This is a genomic window from Cytobacillus sp. FSL R7-0680 (assembly GCF_038009245.1).
Lineage (GTDB): Bacteria > Bacillota > Bacilli > Bacillales > Cytobacillaceae > Cytobacillus > Cytobacillus kochii.
The window spans coordinates 1,381,205-1,398,025 of sequence record NZ_JBBPAO010000001.1; the positions used below are offsets into that span (position 1 = coordinate 1,381,205).

Below are 16,821 nucleotides of genomic sequence, written 5' to 3' on the forward strand. Positions count from 1 at the left end.
TAATTATACATAACAGATTTTGTAAGTATTAATCATAAAAAAACCTATTCCCATCCATTCAAGTAATGATAAAAATTCGGTTCAATGCTTTCCTCTATGGTCCCAGCTCTTTCATCACCTGCAAGAATTCTCAAAGGTACATTTTACATATATTATGAACTTAGCTATTTTATTGCACATGAAAAAGCTGTCAGTCAATCTGACAGCTTTTTGCCTTAAACTTCTTTAAAATAGTCTTTATAAAAACCACTAACTTTACCAGAGTTGTCAACAATGAAGAAAAACTCTTCTGTTTCATTTTTCACATCATAGATTTTTCCTTCAGTTAAAGCACGATTAACAATATATTTTGCTGCATTCGTATGTACACATTTTACCTTTTTTAACGTGTCACTTTCATGCCATGTTTGATGAATCATTTTTGCCACTCCTTATGTGTTCTCTTATACAGTGTAAAAAAATTAAATGTGTTCTGCAAGCTGTATAGTGATTTTTTTCTATTTAGGATGGTAAATACTTATTTGAAATGTGTTTTTATAGAAATACTTTTTGTAAAAAAGAAATTTTTTCCTTTTCAAAAGTATACATTTCACTTGTGAAAAAATCTTTAAATGTTATATATAGTATATCACAAATATAATCGACTCTAATCATTTCCAAGTATTGATAATGTTGCTTATCATAAACAATCTCAAAGAAGCATGTTTTCGTCAATTGTTTCATTTAGACGACCTTCTTTCATCTTTGGTGACATTGTTATATACCACCAAAGTAGCTTATAGTAAACTTCTTTGTTTAATTCACGACTCCAAGCTTATTTATCTCTTCTTTTAAATGCTGAACATATTTATAACTGAGTCTCCCTTCAGCTGCACGCAAAATCTCCCTCGCATAAAAGGATGGTGGTGAAGACTGGGGATTTTTATCATAAACATGGAAGGTTAACACATCTTTATATATTTCCCCTTCAATTGTCAAATTAACAAAAGTCGGTCGATAGTGACCAACAGTGACTCCTTCTCTTTGGAATAAATAATCTATTGCTTCTATCGGTAATTGATAAACAATACCTTCTGTTTCACCAGAACCTTCAATGATGTCCGCTCGATTCCCATCAGGTGCATAGAAATAATAGCCCATTTGATAGCCTTTTAATACACCTATACCGACGACATTTTTAAAAAAATGGCCAACTCCAGCTTTCATAAATCTTTCAGTATCCATACAAGACCCATATGCAAAATAGTAAAATGTCTTTGGGGAATTCATTTGCAGATTGTATACCTTCCAGTCTGAAACTTTAATTGCATCTTGCTGTAGACCTTCAGCGGGGGAAACATAAATAAAACCTTGTCGCACTCCCTGATCCGTATATACGTGTACTTTTTTTCTTACAGATAATGAATGCTTGTCATCTTTTACATACCCTTCTAAAACATCAATTGCCTCTAAATGTTCGGCACTTAAAACGTATAATTCTCCATATACTTTTTCAGCTAGTTTATCTGATAATTCGACTCTCGGATAACCATCACCCGTATCAAACATGACTCCATTTATCCAAGCTTGTTCGGCCACTAAACGAGCTTCAGTTAAATAATCATGATGGATCTCATTTTTTCGTAATGTGCCATACACAAAGAGGTGAATCGTTGCCATACCCATAAATGCGCTCCTTTATTGTCACTATAGTAATATACTTATTCTTCCTCCTCCTACAATATTCAACAATTCGAAAGTGATTCCCTCCATATTAACAATTTTTTACCATATTTTTACCTTAACTAAATATCACCAATATCCAATAAAGCTAAGCATTTGGGTGAATAAGAGACAAGGCAAACGATTTGCCTTGTCTCTTGTTCTTTACTCTCCACTTTTTATATTTGATTTCTTCTTTTCACTCATCATTTCTGTGCAGTAATAGATTGAATCGCTTGTTCCTTTAATTTGAATTTTTGTATTTTACCAGAAGCAGTCATTGGATATTCTTTCGTAAAAGTAATATGTTTAGGTATTTTATGCTTGGATATTCTGCCTTTACAATATTCTTTAACTTCTTCAGCCGTAATGTTGGCATAGTCTCTTAAAATAATCCATGCCATTACCTCTTCACCGTATATCTCATCAGGAACACCTACAACTTGAACATCTAAAATATCTGGATGACTATAGAGAAATTCTTCAATTTCTCTAGGGTATACGTTTTCTCCCCCTCTTATAATCATATCTTTCAGGCGACCTGTTATTTTACAATAACCATTCTCATCCATAATAGCTAAATCCCCAGTGTGCAACCATCCCTCTTTGTCGATAGCTTGTTCTGTCGCTTCGGGATTGTTATAATAACCTTTCATAACATGATATCCTTTTGTGCATAGTTCCCCTTGAGTACCAATTGGCACTTCATGTGCTGTCCCAGGTTCAACAATTTTCACTTCAACTTCTGGCAATGCTCGACCAACTGATTCCACGCGTAAATTAATAGGATCATCAGTGCGTGTTTGTGTAATAACTGGTGAAGATTCCGTTTGGCCATAACAAATTGTAATCTCTTCAATACCCATTTTTTCAATAACAGCCTTCATTACTTCAATCGGACAATTGGAACCAGCCATCACACCTGTTCGCAATGATTGTAAATTATATTTTGTGAAATTTTTGCTATTGATTTCAGCTATAAACATTGTTGGCACTCCATGAAGGGCCGTACATTTCTCTTGTTCAACCGTTTGTAAAACGGTATCAGGTTGAAATTCCTGTACAGGTACCATCGTTGCTCCAACTGACACACAAGCCAAGGTGCCTATGACACAACCAAAGCAATGGAAGAATGGTACAGGAATACATAGTCGATCATCTTTTGTGAGCTTCATACAAGCGGCAATATTTAATGCGTTATTCACGACATTACTATGTGTGAGCATAACGCCTTTCGGAAATCCAGTTGTTCCTGAGGTATACTGCATGTTAATCACATCATCCGGCTGAAGTGAAAGCAAACGCTCATTTAAACTCTCATCACTACATCCTTCACCAAGAGCTACAACATCTTCCCAACTGTAGGTGCCAGCAAAGCGCTTCTCTCCTAACACGATGACGTTTTTTAAAAAGGGAAGCTTGCTACATTTTAACTGGCCCGGCTGCGATGTTTTTAATTCTGGTGCGATTTTATAGAGAATATCAATATATGATTGGTCGCGGTATTTTTCCATTAAAATAATAGTGGTAGCATCAGATTGTTGTAATAGGTATTCAAGTTCAGCGGCTTGATAATTCGTATTGACAGTTACTAACACAGATCCGATTTTACCTGTTGCAAACTGAGCACTTACCCATTCAGGTGTATTAGAAGCCCAAATCGCTACATGTTCTCCTTTTTCTAAGCCGAGCTTCATAAAACCTTTAGCAACTGTACGACAATACTCATTAAAGCTATGATATGTGTACCTCAAACCTCTATCTGCATAGACTAATGCTTCATGATTAGGATTTTCTTCTGCTCTTTTTTCTAATAAATCGCCAATCGTTATATTTAATAATTCAGACATTTTTTTCCTCCTCAGAAAATTAAAATTGAAACGCTTTCATTTTTTTTATGCGAATTTTGAATGTATTATTTTAGTCCTTATCATTTTAAAGTCAATTTCAAAATAAACCAACCCAAGTTTCTAAATTTTCATATTCCGATGGTGCTTTATGTCCAACAGTTAAAAACAAATGTAGATTTATTCTAATAAAAATAAAAAAGCTCGAATATTTATATATTCGAACCTTCTCGTATAATTTCCTTTATTTTTTTCTTACCATTATATAAAAGTTTGTACTTTTTCTTTGAAAATGGTGTTGAATTCTAAAACCGAGTTTTTCATAGAGATGGATGGCTCGTTGATTAAAGGAAGCCACTGTTAACCTTATTGGGGTGCTTGGGAAGAGCCCTTCTATTTCCATAAGGATCGTGGTTAAAAAACTGCTTCCCAATCCCTTTCCTGTTAAATCCGGTCTCATCCCTATGCCAATATCAATGCAATCATCTATATATAGATGACTGCTATTCACCGGTACTCTTGCTGATTCACCGTAACAAAAAAAACCAATCATTTCTTCCTGTTTATATATACAAAAGTAGTTTCCCGTTAGCCACTCTTGTTTACTGTCTTCTGTTTGAGCGTGATTATAAAAATCGTAAGGAGATGGATATGTCCAAGAACTGAGGATGACTGCCTCGTATTCTTTTACTTTATTAAACGTAGTAGTTTCCATATCATTTTCCTCCAGTTTATCGTTATTAAAATAATTTCAACTCATATACAAGTTCTTCTTGGCGAGTGTCTTCAAACCACTCTTTTCCTAATAACGTAAACCCTAATTTTTCCATAATTCTTATGGATGCTTCGTTTTTTGGATCACATGAGGCTTGAATATATTTTACTTTTTTATGCCTTTTAGCTAATTTGATACAACCTGTGATAGCTTCTGTCGCATAGCCTTTATGCCAATACGATTTTCTGAAATGGGCAATTAATTCAATTCGTTTTACTGATGCATCAATATTAAACCCAGCCGCTCCAATAACTTCATTGTTTTTCTTATCTTTTAAACTATATACCGATAGGCCGTACTCTTTATGACAGTCTTCATACCATTTGACGATTTTAGGAATCTTAACGGAAGCAACTGCTCCTCCACTTCTGGCCATCACTTCCTGATTGCCCCAAATTTCATTCATTTGCTTAATATACTCTTTTTTAAATACAAAGAATGACATTCGTTTCGTTTCATATATGTGCATATGACACCCCTCTTTCTATAACGAATGATAAGAAGAGCCAAAGAGTTGTATTGTTTCCTCGTTGTTCAAAAAAGGTTGTAATGTGATATGAACGGGACGGTTCTTATTAGCGTATTTTTTGTTATATGCTGCAAACTCAAAGGATACGTCTGCAATCATAACGTTTGTACCGTGTTGTTTTCCTTGAAACAACTCACGCCATTCTGCAGCTGTTTCTTCAGGTGACTCTACAATATACTTAATGTCCTTTATTTTTGTATGGATAAGTTGTTGATCTATCATACCTAATGATTTGAATTCTTCATATCTCGTATGGTCATCTTGTTCCCATTGAATAAAAAAAGGAAAAGGCACTTCTCGTTTTGCTTGCAAAAATAGCATCTTCCATTTAATCATTTGCCCATCTGCCCTCATCCGTTCACCAGGAAAGATCGGATAGGTTTTATATCCCTTTTCATTTAATTCTTGCTTTAACGCTTCAATATTTTCTGTGCGAAAACATACTTGACCTAACCCCTCAAAAGTAGCTAAATCCTGTACAGCTTGTTGTACTAAAGGGTTATCTGATTGCATAGCAGTCGCTTTATTTTCTATTGCTAAAAATTCTATATAAGATGAGTTTAAGTACAATAAACTATTATATGTTCCCCATTTTTCATGCCTACCACCCTGAACCGCTTTTATATTCCTAACAGATAAGTAATCGATAATCTCTTGCGGATTTCGTTTAATAAAATGAACGATATGATCAAGTTGCATTGAAGGATACCCCTTTCATCAAAAGAAAATTCATCCAACTTTACCTTAGCTAAGATTAGTTTACCATAACTTTTCTACTTATCTATGAATGTTTTTCACTCAACTTTTACTTCTTAAATGAATTGTGTGTCCTTTATAAACATTTTACATTTCCTTAACAATTAAAATTTTTATACATTTCTCCTTTTCAAAACAGGGGATAACGTTTACAATAAATAAAAGAATATTCAATCCTTTACCTAGGAGGTATGTATCAAATGAAGATAATGAGTAATGAACAGTTGGTCGTCTCGTATCGTGATGCATTAAAGTCAGGTTCTGAAAAGGAATGGATTCGGATACTTAAAGATGAAATTCAAAAACGGGGATTAAAACCATTTAAAGAGTAAAGCATAAGGCGAGCAAATATTTGCTCGCCTTTTTATTTTTATCCTTTCGGTGACGCGGAAGATATCCATCTCATTTTAATTATCTTTGCTTTATTTCCTTAGTGGTTTGAATTTCATTATTTTGTAGTATCTGTTTATAGTCCATATCAGAAATAACACCTAGCTTTTTGAACAGTACGGAATATTTCAATATCCTATTTTTCCTTCCTCTCATAGTAATCACTCCTGCTTTTCTATCATAATATGCATTTTATCAATAAAGTTTCCTTCACGCAACATTTTTACATATCTAAAAATCTTTTTATCAAGTACATATCCCTTACTATTTCCTATAGTGCTTGAAATTATGATTAATAGTGAAGAATACATGATCTTTTTTTTAATGCAACAATAAAAGGTGTGAGTAGCATGTTGAAGAATGATATAGGAAAATGTGAATATTATTTGTTACCATCACCAATCTTGTTTTACTGCTAAAGGGCTGTGATTCTTCCTTTTGTGACAGGATCAAAGCTTTGATTTCTTCTCTTATAGAGGGATATTCCCCTTTTACAATACCCGTCGAGATTCAGATGAAGGCTTCAACCAAGGGTGACTTACAACAAAAAGCGAGGAAGTGAACAATAAATCGCTTCACTTCCTCGCTTTAAACCCTTTTGAGTATTAGTTTATTTTTTATTTTAAATTAAGCTTCAAATAATAAAGACTCAGGGTCTTCAATTAATTCTTTCACACGTTTAAGGAATGTTACTGCTTCTTTACCATCAACAATACGGTGGTCATAAGAAAGTGCAACATACATCATTGGGCGGTTTTCCATTCTTTCAGCATCAATAGCTACTGGACGAGTTTGGATAGAATGCATCCCTAGGATACCTACTTGTGGTCCATTAAGGATTGGTGTTGATAATAATGAACCAAACACACCACCATTAGTAATAGTAAATGTTCCACCTTGTAAGTCAGAAATAGCTAGTTTATTATCTCTTGCTTTTTTACCAAGGCCCATAATATCCTTTTCAATTTCTGCAAAGTTTTTACGGTCAGCATCTCTAACAACTGGAACTACTAAACCTTCATCTGTTGAAACAGCGATACCAATGTCATAGAATTTTTTAAGAACTAGTTGGTCGCCGTCAATTTCAGCGTTTAATAACGGGCTACGTTTAAGTGCTGCGACAACCGCTTTTGTGAAGAAAGACATAAACCCAAGTTTAACATCATTTTCTTCTTGGAATTTATCTTTACGTTTTTTACGTAAGTTCATTACATTTGTCATATCAATTTCATTGAATGTTGTTAACATAGCAGATGTTTGTTGAACTTCTACAAGTCTTTTCGCAATTGTTTGACGACGACGGCTCATACGGATGCGTTCTACTGGTTTTTCACTATTGGCATCAGTTGCTGCTGGCTTAGGAGCTGGCTTAGATGCAGCTTGTGGCTGCGCTGCTTGTGTCGCTTGATTTGGATCGTAGTTCGCAACATCTTGTGAACGTACTCTTCCCATAGGATCTGTTGTTGGAACTTCACTTAAATCGATTCCTTTTTCACGCGCCATTTTTCTAGCTGCCGGTGAAGCAATTGTGCGTTGTTTATTATCTTCCGCTGGTTTGGAATCAGCTGGTTTCGCTTCTTCTTTAACCTCTTGAGGTGCTTCCTCTTTTTTCTCTTCTGCTTTAGGAGCAGGAGCTTCTCCACCTTCACTTACAACTGCGATGGTATCCCCTACATTCACAGTGTCTCCTTCTTCTGCTTTTAATTCTGCAAGTACACCACTATATTCAGAAATGATTTCTACATTTACTTTGTCTGTTTCAAGCTCAACAACATAATCACCTTTATTGACTGTATCACCAGGTTGTTTTAGCCACTGAGCGACCGTACCTTCTGTAATTGATTCTGCTAATTCAGGAACTTTAATATCTGCCACAATAATTTCCTCCTTATTACTTACGTGTTAAAGATTCTTCAATAATTCTCTGCTGCTCTTTTTTATGCACGACTGGATCGCCTTCTGCTGTGCTTGAGCGGCGGCGTCTACCGATATAATTTACCTCTACTCCGTCAGGGGCAATATGTTTTAACCTTGGTTCAACAAAATTCCATGCGCCCATATTCTTCGGTTCCTCTTGCACCCAGATCATTTCTTCAAGATTTGGATAACGTTTTACTACTTCCGTAATGTCAGCAAATGGGAACGGATAAATCTCTTCTACACGTACAATATGGAACCACTCTTTATCTTCAATATCTTTTAATTTATCTTCTAAATCAATAGCCATTTTTCCTGATGTGAAAACAATTCTTTTCACTTGCTCTTTTTTCTCACCAAGGCCAGATTGCTCGAGAATCGAGTTAAACTGTCCTTCTGATAAATCTTTAGCAGTTGCAGCAACTGTAGGGTTACGTAAAAGACTCTTAGGTGACATTATGACCAATGGTCTTACTTCTTCCTGATTCAAAATCGCTGCTTGTCTTCTTAAAATATGGAAGTACTGTGCTGCTGAAGAAAGGTTAGCTACTGTCCAATTGTTTTCAGCTGCCAGCTGCAGGAATCTTTCTAATCTTGCACTTGAATGCTCTGGACCTTGTCCTTCATATCCATGTGGAAGAAGCATTACTAGACCAGATTTTTGTCCCCATTTCGCGCGACCAGCAGAAATGAATTGATCAAACATAACTTGTGCAGAGTTCGCAAAGTCACCAAACTGTGCTTCCCAAAGAACTAAAGTTTCTGGAGCTGACACATTATAACCATATTCAAAGCCTAGAACAGCCATTTCTGACAACGGGCTATTATGAACAGCAAATGAAGCTTTAGCTGTTGAGATTTGATGTAAAGGTGAGAACGATTTACCTGTCACTTCATCATGTAACATGATATTTCTATGGGCAAATGTTCCACGCTCTGAATCTTGACCTGTAAGTCTTACCGGCGTTCCATCTGAAATAATTGAAGCGAATGCTAATGTTTCAGCGTGACCCCAATCAATTTTCCCAACCTCTTCTAGTCCATTTTTACGACGTTGTAATATTTTACTTAGCTTTCTAAAGACTTTATATTCTTCCGGCCATTTTAGAAGTTCTTCATTCAATTGCTGTAAAGACTCTAATGGCACAGCAGTTTGAATGCTTGGTATACCATTTTCCACTGTCTCAGGTGGATTTAATTCAGTTGCATCTTCTTGTTTATCCGGCACTTTATCGTAAGCTTGCTGAAGTTTTTCAGCTACTTCCGAATGAATAGCAGTAACCTCTTCTTCTGATAAGTATTGATCTTTTTTTAATTTCTCACCATAAAGCTCTTTAATCGTTGGTCTTTTATGGATAATATTATACATCGCTGGGTTTGTGGTCATCGGCTCGTCCATTTCATTGTGACCAAAGCGGCGATACCCAATTAAGTCAATTAAGAAATCTTTATGGAATTTATCTCTATATTCAATAGCTAATTTAGCGGCATTGATGACTGCTTCGGGATCATCTGCATTTACATGCACGATTGGAACCTCATAGCCTTTGGCTAAATCACTTGCATATCTAGTCGATCTAGAATCATAAGATTCTGTTGTAAAGCCAATCGTGTTATTAGCAATAATATGGATGGAACCACCAGTATTATAGCCATTTAATTGACCAAGATTTAATGTTTCAGCGACAACACCTTGCCCTGGAAAAGCAGCGTCTCCGTGAATAATGATGGAAAGTGCTTCGTCGTAATTAACTTCTGGGAAACCACCAGTAGTACGTTTATCTTGAGCCGCTCTTGTATATCCTTCAACTACAGGACCAACGAACTCTAAATGGCTTGGGTTGTTCGCGAGTGTTAAGTTTGCAACTGTTGTATTTTCAGCCTTGATTTGTTTGTCTAATCCCAGATGGTATTTTACATCGCCTGTCCATCCATAGCTGATACCAATAGAACCTTCAGATGGGACAAGATCTTTGTTCGGCGCATGCTGAAATTCCGCGAATATCATCTCATAAGGCTTACCAAGTACATGAGCAAGCACATTTAAACGTCCGCGGTGTGCCATTCCAATATTTATTGTTTTTGTGCCATTCGCCACTGAACCTGATACAATTTCATCTAACATTGGTACCATCGTATCTAAACCTTCAATAGAGAAGCGTTTTTGACCGACGAAAGTACGGTGTAAGAATTTTTCAAACTCTTCTACTTCCGTTAATCTTTTGTACACTTTCGCTTTTTCAGGTTTTTGCAAGTTAAGTTTAAGGCTATTTGTTTCAACCTTGCGACGAAGCCAATCCTTTTCTTCTAAATTGTCAACATGAGTGAACTCAAATGCTAACGTATCCATATAAGCATTTTTTAAGTATTCAAATGCTTCTAATCCATCTCTTAACGGAATATTCGCATCTGTACATATAAGATGAGCTGGTATTGCACGTAAATCTGCTTCTGTTAATCCATAATTACTTAAATCAAAAATAGCAACATTCTTTTCTTCCCTATTAACTAGGGGATAAATATCAGCAGCTTTATGTCCGTTTGAACGAATAAAATCGGCAAGACGAATAGCTGATAAAGTTTTTTCAATTTGTGCTGGACTTACGCCAGTGCTTTCTGCTCCTAAACTTACAGGAGCTACCCCTGTTTGTTGCAATGGTGAACCATTAACCTCAAAATACTCTCTCATTTCTTGGTCAACTGATTCTGGATTTTCTAAATACATCTCATAAAGCTCGATTACATAGCCAAGGTTAGGACCATAAAAACTTTGTTCTAAAGGTCCGCTACCCTCTGAAGGCTTCTTCATGGAAAATTACCTCCACAACTCTTTTTTAAATATATTTGGATAATTTATTTCCGCCCCATATCCATTCTAGGATAGTAACAATATTATTTCGTATATTAAAATTCCGAATAATGTTAATTTCCAGAGGACGAAATGTTTCCTAAGCCATTTTACCACGTTAAAGGCGCATATACAAAGGGAAAAAAGAGAAAATCACGAAAATACAGCTAATATTTTTAGAAAAAATACTTATATTAAAAAAGTGAATTAATTTAATTCCTATATCACGCCTATTAGTGTAATAAATTGGAAAGATGAACTAACGTCTACAAGTTGATAATCATTCAACTTCTAAACCGTTTGCCTATTTAAGTATATATCAAAAGCCTTATTATTGGTAGAATTGTGCACTAAATATTCAAACTGAATAAAATACTACGAGAGAGGATGTGAACTTATGGATTTAGCTAGAGCGAGGGAACTACTAAAAAGTCAAAACGAATATGAAGTAACTTTCGATGGCGTAAATATCGTCATTGTCGATCTCTATGAATTAACTAAAATGGCAAGGGTGTGCGAAAGAAACAACGTAGATAAGAATCAAGTTGTTCCACTCGCACAATTAATAGAAGAAAATACAATACGTTAACGGTCCGTTTTTTTCGTTAAAATACGGACGATTTTCTCCGAATCTTTATCATATTCAATAAACACATAGAGCCCATATTCTATCTCCTGTTGACGCATCCAAAGTTTAAACTTTTCTATTTCTGTCTCATCCTTTACTTCTTTTCCAAGATGCTGATAATCAACAATATCTGCTGATGGATATTTTTCCTTTGCGATCATCATCGCTTCTTTACCCCATTTCGCATAAGAAGGTGCATCATAAACGGCAAAGCTTGTTTGAGGGCTTGAAATAAATATATAGCTAAACAACACTATGACAATTGAGAGAAACACTCTTTTCTCCATTTTCTCCTCACCTCTTCACTTTTATTTTTTGATGGAAATATTTATAGTTTTACTATCTTTTCAATGTTTATTCTTTATGAAAGTTTTTTTGGGAAATGGGTTATATAATGAAAGAAAAATTCAAAGCAAAACTTGCTAGTGCAAAAGTAAATATCAATAGATAAAGAAAAGCGGGCAAGTTAATGGTTAAAACTTGCCCGCTTTTCTTTATCTATTGTTCCATTAACCCTTATATCGTAAATGTCAACATAGCCTTTAAAAAATATAAGAAAATGTTCATTATTATTTCATTTGATTAGTTTTAGATATGATTATTTTAATAAAAGTAATCGTACAACATCTAAAACAAAAAGTGGAAGACATAAAGGCCTATTTTGTTCTCTCAAGTAAATCATCTATTTCAATTATTTCTATTAAATGATGAATATCATCAGTCGGGTTATATACACCGTCTAAAAATTGATCAATATCAAATTTCTTTAACAAGATAACCCTCCTCTTTTTTCATCCGTTTCAAAACCATTCGAAGACTTCACACTTTTTTTGTGGGTACTGTTAGTCAAATACACAACATCATTTATATTAATATAATAAATAAAGAAGCAACCTTTAAAATTTATTGAACGATGCAATATTCATTTTTCAGTTTTTTCTTAAAATAGAGTATTTAAATAATATTATTTTTTCTTTTTACTTTCAGTTTCATGAACATTTTGTGACCAAATTCATCATTTGTTCATGAACATTTTGTGACACCTATCACATTCAATTGTTTTTAACCATTTATGATACTAACATAGGGTTACAGGCGTGATATTCACGTTCAAATAAAACAATAGATTTTTAGAAAGATAGAAAGGGGTACATCAATGAAATTGAAAAGGGCTCTTTTATTGGCTATAGTTGCCATTGCCGCTGTACTTGCTGGGTGTGAACCACTTACTGTTCTAAATCCTAAAGGTCCACAGGCCGAAGTCCAGGCTAACGATATTATGATGTCCATATGGTTAATGTCTGGTATTGTTATTGTAGTTTTTGCAATGCTTGCATATATGCTCATTAAATTTCGTTCATCTAAACAAGGAAAAGATTATGAACCACCTCACATCGAGGGAAATAAATGGGTGGAGGCAGTTTGTGTCGGAATACCTGTACTAATTGTTGCTTATCTATCATTTGTTTCTGTCCAAAGTAACTATAAAGTTGAAGCAACACCACCAGGGTATGAAGATAAGGAGCCATTAGTTGTATATGCATCATCATCTAACTGGAAATGGCACTTCAGCTATCCTGAAGAAGATATTGAAACAGTAAATTACTTATATATACCTACAGATCGAGCACTTGAATTTAAACTTTACTCATTCGGTCCAATTACCAGCTTCTGGATTCCACAACTTGGCGGACAGAAATATGCAATGGCCGATATGGTAACAACATTACATTTAGCTGCTGATCATCCTGGTGAATTCATGGGTAGAAATGCAAACTTCAGCGGAAAAGGTTTTGCTGAAAATACGTTTGATGTAACAGCAATGTCTCCAGTTGAATTTGAGGAATGGGTAGATGAAGTTCATCAAACAGCTGATCCAATTACTGAAGATAAATTTGAAGAGTTACTAGAGCCAGGTCACTTAGGTAAGATGACCTTTACTGGCACTCATTTAGAGTTTAGCCCAGCACCTGAAGGGCATGAACATCATCAATCAAATGATGAAGATTCAGAAGAAAATCATGAAAATCATGATGAGCACGAAGGTCACACTGACCACAGTAGCCATTAATTAGATGAAGTGTCTATTGACATCTTCTGAAAGGAGTATACAGGATGGAGTTCTTTGAACGTTTTGCCATACCACATCCAAGTCCAGCTATTTATGCTTCAATGGTAGCAATTGCAATTGTTTCTATTGCCATTGTAGTTGGGATAACATATTTTAAAAAATGGGGTTATTTATGGCGTGAATGGTTAACAACTGTTGACCATAAACGATTAGGTATTATGTATATTATTGCAGCGATCCTCATGCTATTCCGAGGAGGCGCTGACGCAATTATGATGCGTGCGCAATTATCAGCACCTGAGAACAAATTGCTTGATGCACAGCATTATAACGAGATATTCACTACACATGGTGTTGTTATGATTCTCTTCATGGCTATGCCATTTATTATCGGGTTTATGAACTTTGTTGTTCCACTGCAAATTGGGGCTCGCGATGTTGCGTTCCCACGTCTTAATGCACTTAGCTTCTGGTTATTCTTTGCCGGTGCAATGTTATTTAATATCTCTTTCGTTATCGGAGGATCACCAGATGCGGGTTGGACATCTTATTTCCCGTTAGCAGATAATGAATTTAGTACCTCTGTCGGTACGAACTATTATATGATTGCGATACAGATTGCCGGTCTAGGTACATTAGCAACAGGTATCAACTTTATGACGACAATCTTGAAAATGCGTGCTCCAGGCATGACATTAATGAAAATGCCAATGTTTACTTGGTCAGCATTAATTACGAACGTTATTATCGTATTTGCTTTCCCTGTATTAACAGTTGCGCTTGCAATGGGTACATTAGATCGTTTATTCGGTACACATTTCTTTGCATCAACAAATGGCGGTATGGATATGTTATGGGCCAACCTTTTCTGGGTTTGGGGACACCCTGAAGTATATATCTTAATCTTGCCTGCATTCGGTATTTACAGTGAGGTAATCTCTACTTTCGCTAGACGTAACCTATATGGTTATAAATCAATGGTTGCTTCAATGGTAATCATTTCACTATTATCATTCGTTGTATGGGTTCACCACTTCTTTACAATGGGTCAAGGCGCTTTCGTTAACAGTATTTTCTCTATTACAACGATGGCAATAGCAGTACCTACCGGTGTAAAAATATTCAACTGGTTGTTAACACTGTATAAAGGTAAAATCGTGATGACAACGCCAATGCTTTACTCAATGTTGTTTATCCCACTTTTCACACTTGGTGGTGTAACAGGGGTTATGCTTGGTATGTCAGCAGCTGACTATCAATACCATAATACAATGTTCTTAGTTGCTCACTTCCATATGGTAATCATTCCTGGGGTTGTGTTCGCAATGCTAGCTGCCCTTTATTACTACTGGCCAAAAATGTTCGGCTTCATGTTAAATGATCGTCTTGGTAAAATCGGCGCTTGGATTATTGCGATTGGTACATTAGTTGCCTTTATGCCAATGTTCATCTCTGGTTTAGATGGTCAAGCTAGACGTATGTACACTTATTCTGAAGCAAGTGGATTTGGTATTTGGAATATGATTTCTATGGTTGGCGCCCTTATGTTAGCAGCTGGATTTGCGTTAATCGTTTATAATATTTACTATAGTTTCCGTTATGCACCAAGAGATATTGGATCAGATCCTTGGGATGCACGTACACTTGAATGGGCTACACATACGCCAGTTCCTGAGTATAATTTTGCAACTATGCCTAAGATCGATTCCTATGAAACATTCTGGGATTCAAAGAAAAAAGGCACACCGTTATTCCCAGATAAAATTGAAAAGATTCACATGCCGAACAACAGTGGTATTCCATTCATTATGGGAATTATCTTCTTCATGTGGGGATTCTCGTTCGTCTTTGCAATGTGGATTCCGTTAATTATTTGTACACTAGGTATTTTCGCTTGTATGGCTTATCAATCATTTGAAAATGATCATGGAAGATATATTTCTATTGAAGAAATAGAAGAAACAGAAAAAGAATTGGGAGGTAAAAGATAATGAAGATTGATCACTCTCTCCCTCTTGAGTACAGTACTGATGAAAATCGCTTAAAGATTCTTGGCTTCTGGATTTTCCTCGGTGCGGAAGTTATGTTATTTGCAACATTATTTGCATCTTACTTTATTTTGTCAGGTGGTACAGGTGATGGCCCATCGGGTGCTGAAATTTTTGAAATCACACCTGTATTAATTGAAACTCTTGTTCTATTAACAAGTAGTTTCACAATTGGCCTCATGGTTCACGCGATGAGACTTGGTCGCCAAAAAGCAATGATGGGATTCTTTATTGCAACAATCGTACTTGGGGCTATCTTCCTCGGTGTTGAAATTTATGAATTCGTTCATTATGTTCATGTTGGCGCAGGACTACAAACAAGTGCATTTAGTGCAATCCTATTAACCACTTTAGGAACACACGGCGCGCATGTAACTTTCGGGTTATTCTGGGGAACATGTATCCTAATTCAAGTAAAGAAATATGGCTTAACACCAAGAACAACGAATAAGTCATTTATCTTCTCTCTTTACTGGCACTTCCTAGACGTTGTTTGGATCTTCATCTTCAGCTTCGTCTATCTGAAAGGAATGATGTAATGATGAAAGAATTATTCCCGATGAAACAAGTGATGGGATTTATCTTTTCACTCGTGCTAACAGCTGTTGCCCTAATGGTTTACTTCTTTGATATGTCATTTGCAGTTGGAATGACAATCTTACTTGTAACTGCTTTTATTCAAGCAGGGTTACAATTAGTACTATTCATGCATGCTGGTGAATCAGAAGATAAAAACGCCATCTATATTACAATTTACTATGGTGTATTAATTGCAATCTTCACCATTCTTGGTTCCCTACTAACAATGGTTTGGACTTACCAAATTCAATAAATAAAAAAGGAGCGTCCTCTTTCGGGCGCTCCTACTTTGTTTTAATAGATGTTGCTGTTACTTTTGCTAATGTATCTAGTTTAGATTTTCTTCTACCTGTCTTTTCTAATACTTCCTCTGTAGCTACAAAAAAGACGCCCATTAAAAAGACAAAAATGGCTCCCATTACCGTACCAATACCAATACCAGTTAACGTACTGGAAACGTTTCCAAAGAATCCGATCGAAAAGATGATGATTCCGGCAATCAATAATGTACCTCCATAATACTTAACTGCTTTTAACATAGCTTTTGATGTATTCATTTCCATCATCCTCCTTTTCATCCATTATCCACCCTGTTCACAATTATGTCAATATTTTTTCGCGAATTTGACAAAATTATCTCTTTTTTCGGGTTGACTTTTCGATTAATTAGTTATTTTTTATTATATTATGCAAATAATTATAGTTTGATTTTACTTTTAGCCTTATTTTTGA

The 16,821-nt window shown here is 35.5% G+C and carries 17 protein-coding genes; 6 read left to right on the plus strand and 11 right to left on the minus strand.

The window, feature by feature from the left end; genetic code table 11:
* Window positions 1-215 precede the first annotated feature (215 nt).
* The 7 genes from MKY26_RS06925 to MKY26_RS06955 form a co-directional block, all read right to left on the minus strand.
* Window positions 216-419 (minus strand): DUF6501 family protein, encoded by a 204-nt coding sequence (locus tag MKY26_RS06925; RefSeq protein WP_095373136.1) that lies wholly within the window; start codon window positions 417-419, stop codon window positions 216-218.
* Window positions 420-534: 115 nt separating this feature from the next.
* Window positions 535-723, minus strand: coding sequence for a hypothetical protein (locus MKY26_RS06930; protein WP_095373135.1), 189 nt, complete (start codon window positions 721-723; stop codon window positions 535-537).
* A gap of 72 nt (window positions 724-795) precedes the next feature.
* Entirely contained in the window at window positions 796-1,665 is an 870-nt protein-coding gene (locus MKY26_RS06935; protein WP_307313644.1) for a gamma-glutamylcyclotransferase, read from the minus strand.
* A gap of 242 nt (window positions 1,666-1,907) precedes the next feature.
* Window positions 1,908-3,551, minus strand: a complete 1,644-nt coding sequence (locus tag MKY26_RS06940; protein WP_322909434.1) for an AMP-binding protein — start codon at window positions 3,549-3,551, stop codon at window positions 1,908-1,910.
* A gap of 241 nt (window positions 3,552-3,792) precedes the next feature.
* Entirely contained in the window at window positions 3,793-4,263 is a 471-nt protein-coding gene (locus MKY26_RS06945) for a GNAT family N-acetyltransferase (protein ID WP_328198042.1), read from the minus strand.
* A 25-nt stretch (window positions 4,264-4,288) separates the two neighbouring features.
* Window positions 4,289-4,792 carry a GNAT family N-acetyltransferase gene (locus tag MKY26_RS06950; protein ID WP_095373132.1) on the minus strand — a complete coding sequence of 168 codons (504 nt, stop codon included), beginning with the start codon at window positions 4,790-4,792 and terminating at the stop codon, window positions 4,289-4,291.
* A 15-nt stretch (window positions 4,793-4,807) separates the two neighbouring features.
* Window positions 4,808-5,551 carry a VOC family protein gene (locus MKY26_RS06955; protein WP_341094210.1) on the minus strand — a complete coding sequence of 248 codons (744 nt, stop codon included), beginning with the start codon at window positions 5,549-5,551 and terminating at the stop codon, window positions 4,808-4,810.
* Window positions 5,552-5,808: 257 nt separating this feature from the next.
* On the opposite strand from MKY26_RS06955, the gene sda reads away from it, so the two are divergent.
* A complete protein-coding gene (gene sda / locus MKY26_RS06960) occupies window positions 5,809-5,940 on the plus strand; it encodes a sporulation histidine kinase inhibitor Sda (protein ID WP_095373130.1) in 132 nt (43 codons plus the stop codon).
* Between the two features lie 685 nt (window positions 5,941-6,625).
* Here sda and odhB read toward each other — a convergent pair.
* Both odhB and MKY26_RS06970 read right to left on the minus strand, forming a co-directional pair.
* A complete protein-coding gene (gene odhB / locus MKY26_RS06965) occupies window positions 6,626-7,873 on the minus strand; it encodes a 2-oxoglutarate dehydrogenase complex dihydrolipoyllysine-residue succinyltransferase (RefSeq protein ID WP_095373129.1) in 1,248 nt (415 codons plus the stop codon).
* Between the two features lie 16 nt (window positions 7,874-7,889).
* Entirely contained in the window at window positions 7,890-10,724 is a 2,835-nt protein-coding gene (locus MKY26_RS06970; RefSeq protein WP_095373128.1) for a 2-oxoglutarate dehydrogenase E1 component, read from the minus strand.
* 436 nt (window positions 10,725-11,160) lie between these two features.
* On the opposite strand from MKY26_RS06970, the gene MKY26_RS06975 reads away from it, so the two are divergent.
* The gene (locus MKY26_RS06975; RefSeq protein WP_095373127.1) at window positions 11,161-11,352 is read left to right on the plus strand and encodes a small, acid-soluble spore protein, H family; all 192 of its coding nucleotides are present in this window, start codon (window positions 11,161-11,163) and stop codon (window positions 11,350-11,352) included.
* Here the strand turns inward: MKY26_RS06975 and MKY26_RS06980 are convergent.
* Window positions 11,349-11,678, minus strand: a complete 330-nt coding sequence (locus MKY26_RS06980; protein ID WP_095373126.1) for a DUF3889 domain-containing protein — start codon at window positions 11,676-11,678, stop codon at window positions 11,349-11,351. The genes MKY26_RS06975 and MKY26_RS06980 overlap by 4 nt on opposite strands.
* Before the next feature lie 869 nt (window positions 11,679-12,547).
* On the opposite strand from MKY26_RS06980, the gene qoxA reads away from it, so the two are divergent.
* From qoxA to qoxD, 4 genes are read left to right on the plus strand one after another with little or no spacing between them, the layout of a single operon-like run.
* On the plus strand, window positions 12,548-13,462 hold the full coding sequence (qoxA, locus tag MKY26_RS06985; protein ID WP_341094233.1) for a cytochrome aa3 quinol oxidase subunit II: 915 nt from the start codon (window positions 12,548-12,550) through the stop codon (window positions 13,460-13,462).
* A 44-nt stretch (window positions 13,463-13,506) separates the two neighbouring features.
* Window positions 13,507-15,453: a cytochrome aa3 quinol oxidase subunit I gene (gene qoxB, locus MKY26_RS06990; protein ID WP_307313633.1), complete on the plus strand. Its 1,947-nt coding sequence runs from the start codon at window positions 13,507-13,509 to the stop codon at window positions 15,451-15,453.
* Complete coding sequence (gene qoxC / locus MKY26_RS06995; RefSeq protein ID WP_095373124.1) at window positions 15,453-16,049, plus strand: cytochrome aa3 quinol oxidase subunit III; 597 nt, start codon at window positions 15,453-15,455, stop codon at window positions 16,047-16,049. The genes qoxB and qoxC overlap by 1 nt, the downstream gene beginning before the upstream one ends.
* Before the next feature lie 2 nt (window positions 16,050-16,051).
* Window positions 16,052-16,342 carry a cytochrome aa3 quinol oxidase subunit IV gene (gene qoxD / locus MKY26_RS07000; RefSeq protein ID WP_095373680.1) on the plus strand — a complete coding sequence of 97 codons (291 nt, stop codon included), beginning with the start codon at window positions 16,052-16,054 and terminating at the stop codon, window positions 16,340-16,342.
* 31 nt (window positions 16,343-16,373) lie between these two features.
* On the opposite strand, the gene MKY26_RS07005 is transcribed toward qoxD, so the two are convergent.
* Window positions 16,374-16,646: a hypothetical protein gene (locus MKY26_RS07005; RefSeq protein WP_095373123.1), complete on the minus strand. Its 273-nt coding sequence runs from the start codon at window positions 16,644-16,646 to the stop codon at window positions 16,374-16,376.
* Window positions 16,647-16,821: the final 175 nt, after the last annotated feature.

What these genes read in the sequence shown, in the direction of transcription:
- MKY26_RS06925 (WP_095373136.1), bottom strand. Translation starts at nt 419, where the DNA reads ATGATTCATCAAACATGGCATGAAAGTGACACGTTAAAAAAGGTAAAA.
- MKY26_RS06930 (WP_095373135.1), bottom strand. Translation starts at nt 723, where the DNA reads ATGAAACAATTGACGAAAACATGCTTCTTTGAGATTGTTTATGATAAG.
- MKY26_RS06935 (WP_307313644.1), bottom strand. Translation starts at nt 1,665, where the DNA reads ATGGGTATGGCAACGATTCACCTCTTTGTGTATGGCACATTACGAAAA.
- MKY26_RS06940 (WP_322909434.1), bottom strand. Translation starts at nt 3,551, where the DNA reads ATGTCTGAATTATTAAATATAACGATTGGCGATTTATTAGAAAAAAGA.
- MKY26_RS06945 (WP_328198042.1), bottom strand. Translation starts at nt 4,263, where the DNA reads ATGGAAACTACTACGTTTAATAAAGTAAAAGAATACGAGGCAGTCATC.
- MKY26_RS06950 (WP_095373132.1), bottom strand. Translation starts at nt 4,792, where the DNA reads ATGCACATATATGAAACGAAACGAATGTCATTCTTTGTATTTAAAAAA.
- MKY26_RS06955 (WP_341094210.1), bottom strand. Translation starts at nt 5,551, where the DNA reads ATGCAACTTGATCATATCGTTCATTTTATTAAACGAAATCCGCAAGAG.
- sda (WP_095373130.1), top strand. Translation starts at nt 5,809, where the DNA reads ATGAAGATAATGAGTAATGAACAGTTGGTCGTCTCGTATCGTGATGCA.
- MKY26_RS06970 (WP_095373128.1), bottom strand. Translation starts at nt 10,724, where the DNA reads ATGAAGAAGCCTTCAGAGGGTAGCGGACCTTTAGAACAAAGTTTTTAT.
- MKY26_RS06975 (WP_095373127.1), top strand. Translation starts at nt 11,161, where the DNA reads ATGGATTTAGCTAGAGCGAGGGAACTACTAAAAAGTCAAAACGAATAT.
- MKY26_RS06980 (WP_095373126.1), bottom strand. Translation starts at nt 11,678, where the DNA reads ATGGAGAAAAGAGTGTTTCTCTCAATTGTCATAGTGTTGTTTAGCTAT.
- qoxA (WP_341094233.1), top strand. Translation starts at nt 12,548, where the DNA reads ATGAAATTGAAAAGGGCTCTTTTATTGGCTATAGTTGCCATTGCCGCT.
- qoxB (WP_307313633.1), top strand. Translation starts at nt 13,507, where the DNA reads ATGGAGTTCTTTGAACGTTTTGCCATACCACATCCAAGTCCAGCTATT.
- qoxC (WP_095373124.1), top strand. Translation starts at nt 15,453, where the DNA reads ATGAAGATTGATCACTCTCTCCCTCTTGAGTACAGTACTGATGAAAAT.
- qoxD (WP_095373680.1), top strand. Translation starts at nt 16,052, where the DNA reads ATGAAAGAATTATTCCCGATGAAACAAGTGATGGGATTTATCTTTTCA.
- MKY26_RS07005 (WP_095373123.1), bottom strand. Translation starts at nt 16,646, where the DNA reads ATGAATACATCAAAAGCTATGTTAAAAGCAGTTAAGTATTATGGAGGT.